4 protein-coding genes and 2 pseudogenes are annotated in these 2,458 nt (G+C 72.1%); 2 read left to right on the top strand and 4 right to left on the bottom strand.

Going from position 1 to position 2,458, the window contains the following annotated elements:
• The 4 genes and pseudogenes from FV223_RS25300 to FV223_RS25285 all read right to left on the bottom strand — a co-directional run.
• Positions 1 to 293 (bottom strand): annotated as a pseudogene (locus FV223_RS25300) (hypothetical protein); the annotation flags it as partial.
• Between the two features lie 49 nt (positions 294 to 342).
• Positions 343 to 963 (bottom strand): LysE family translocator, encoded by a 621-nt coding sequence (locus FV223_RS25295; protein WP_147729529.1) that lies wholly within the window; start codon positions 961 to 963, stop codon positions 343 to 345.
• A 140-nt stretch (positions 964 to 1,103) separates the two neighbouring features.
• On the bottom strand, positions 1,104 to 1,280 hold the full coding sequence (locus FV223_RS25290; RefSeq protein ID WP_147729528.1) for a DUF1328 domain-containing protein: 177 nt from the start codon (positions 1,278 to 1,280) through the stop codon (positions 1,104 to 1,106).
• A gap of 117 nt (positions 1,281 to 1,397) precedes the next feature.
• On the bottom strand, positions 1,398 to 1,574 hold the full coding sequence (locus FV223_RS25285) for a CsbD family protein (RefSeq protein ID WP_147729527.1): 177 nt from the start codon (positions 1,572 to 1,574) through the stop codon (positions 1,398 to 1,400).
• 159 nt (positions 1,575 to 1,733) lie between these two features.
• Between FV223_RS25285 and FV223_RS25280 the strand changes: the two genes are divergently transcribed.
• Both FV223_RS25280 and FV223_RS32110 read left to right on the top strand, forming a co-directional pair.
• The gene (locus FV223_RS25280) at positions 1,734 to 2,201 is read left to right on the top strand and encodes a nucleoside deaminase (protein WP_243933835.1); all 468 of its coding nucleotides are present in this window, start codon (positions 1,734 to 1,736) and stop codon (positions 2,199 to 2,201) included.
• 73 nt (positions 2,202 to 2,274) lie between these two features.
• Positions 2,275 to 2,458, top strand: a pseudogene (locus FV223_RS32110) (oxidoreductase); the annotation flags it as partial.

The following is a 2,458-nucleotide window of genomic DNA, read 5'->3' as shown; positions in this document are numbered from 1 at the left end:
GCGCAGGGGGCGTCGCCGCCGCGCTCCTTCGAAACCTTCTCCTTGGCCGGGCGCTCGTTGGCGTGCCGGTCCTTGGGTCGGTCGCGGGCCACGCGCTCCCGCGGCGCCTCGTCGTCCGCGGACCGGACGTTGGCGTCGGTGGCCGGGCTCCAAGGCTCTGGACGGGAAGGCTCGTCCTGAGAGGCGGCCTCGCGGCGTGCGGGCTCGGCGTTCGCCGGGGTCTCGGGCGCCTGCGTCGTCTCGGGACCGCGGACGGGCTCGTCCGCGGAGAGGGTGGTCGGATTGTCGCTCATCGGCAAGCCCATAACAGAGCGGGCCCCGCCGCGCGAGACGGATCGTCGCTCAGGGGCGTCCGGCCAGCAGGCCGAGCCCGAAGCCGACGAAGATCGCACCGGTGGCCCGGTCGAACAGGCGCCGCAGCGCAGGCCTGGCGAGATGGCGCGCGAGCTGCCGGCCGCCGAGGGCGTAGACCGCATACCAGAACGCCTCGGCGGCGGCGAAGGTCGCGACCAGGATCGTCAGCTGCAACCCCTGATCCACGGCGGGATCGATGAATTGCGGCAGGAACGCCGCCGCGAACAGCAGGAGCTTCGGGTTGCTCGCCCCGATCAGGAACCCGCCCCGGAACAGGCCGCCGGCGGAGGGGGCGATCGGTCCCGTTCCGACCTGCGGCACCCCGCCGGCCCCGCGCCACGCCTGAATCCCGAGGAGGACCAGGTATGCGACGCCGGCATAGCGCAGCCCTGCGAACAGGTTGGGCGAGGCGGCGAGCACGGCGCCCAGCCCCGTCGCCGAGGCGCAGAGCACCAGCACCACGGCCGACAGGCACCCGGCCATGGCGAACAGGCTGGCTCCGAGGCCGAAGCGAAGGCTGCGCGTCATCACGTGCAGCATGTTCGGGCCGGGGGTGCCGGAAAGCAGGAAGACGGCGCCGAGGAAGAGCGCCCAGGTTTGGGGATTCATGGACCGGACAGGGTGAGGCGAGGGCACCTGAGGCTACGCCCGCACGCGTTCCAATGCACCCCGGCCAGTGCCCCCTGGAACGCGAGAAGGGCGGCCCGATCCGGGCCGCCCTTCTCACAACGCAGAACTAGTCCGGCCGGTCAGAGCCGCGGCGCGCGTCCGCGCATCACGCCGAACACGGCGGAGACCAGGAACAGGGCGATGGCCACGAAGAAGACGATCTTGGCCGCCTCCATCGCCGTCCCGGCGATGCCGCCGAAGCCGAGGAGCGCCGCGACCAACGCGACCACGAGAAAGGTGATGGCCCAACCGATCATGCAGACCTCCTGGAAACGAATGCGTTGATGCAAGGCCGGGGACGCACCGACCGGCCGACCGAACCCCGATGCGGAACGAAACCCGCGTCCGCACCGGGGGATGCGTTGCTGCGAGGCTTACTTGCCGACGGCCGACTTCACGTCGCCCTTGACGCCTTCGGCCTTGCCCTTGGCTTCCTGCGCGGCGCCGTCGGCCTTCAGGTTCGCGTTGTCCGTCGCGTTGCCGATGCCCTGCTTGGCCTTGCCGACCGCCTCGTTGGCGGCGCCCTTGATCTTGTCGGTGGTGCTGCTCATCGCCGGCTCCTCATCCTGAATGCGGCCGTGCCGCGTTGGATGAGAAACGGCCGGCCCCGGCTGAATGTTCCGCCGATTAACATTCCTCGGACGGGGGTCGATGTGCCGGCCGGTGCGGCGCGCTTTGCGGCGGCGGTGCCGGCGGCTAGGAACGTCCTCGTGCCCCACTCGATCCCTCCCGCGAAGACGTCGCCGTTCGATCTCGCCTTCGCCGCGGCGCGCCGCGCGGCGGAGGCCGGCGAGGTGCCGGTCGGTGCCGTCATCGTGCGCGGCGACGTCGTGCTGGCGGTGACGCACAACCGGCCGCGGGCGCTCAACGATCCGACGGCGCATGCGGAGATCCTGGCGATCCGCGCCGCCTGCGCCGCCCTCGGCGACGACCGGCTGCCGGGCTGCGACCTCTACGTGACCCTGGAGCCGTGCCCGATGTGCGCGGGCGCGATCGGCTTCGCGCGGATCCGGCGGCTCTATTACGGCGCCGCCGACCCCAAGGGCGGCGGGGTCGAGAACGGCGCACGCGTGTTCAACCATCCGACCTGCCACCACGCGCCGGACGTGTATGGCGGCTTCCGCGAGGACGAGGCGGCGGCATTGCTGCGCGCCTTCTTCCGCGAGCGGCGGGACTGACCCGTCGCCCCTGCGCGCGAACCGGCCCCGCCCGCCCGACGTTGCCCCGTCGGACAACCCGGAAGCCGCCTCCATGAGACCGACCTATCATCGCGCCCTGATCGTCGGGGCCGGCTCGGGCCTCAGCGCGGCGCTCGCCCGGCAACTCGCCGGCACGGAGAGTTGCACGAACGGAATGCCGGTGGCGGCCGAGAGGCGAGCCGGCTCGACGAGCTGGATGTGCGAATTGCCGATGACGGCCCCCGTGAAGGCCGGGT

The organism is Methylobacterium sp. WL116, assembly GCF_008039455.1.
Taxonomy (GTDB): Bacteria; Pseudomonadota; Alphaproteobacteria; order Rhizobiales; family Beijerinckiaceae; genus Methylobacterium.
This window is presented reverse-complemented; position numbering and strand designations above follow the sequence as displayed.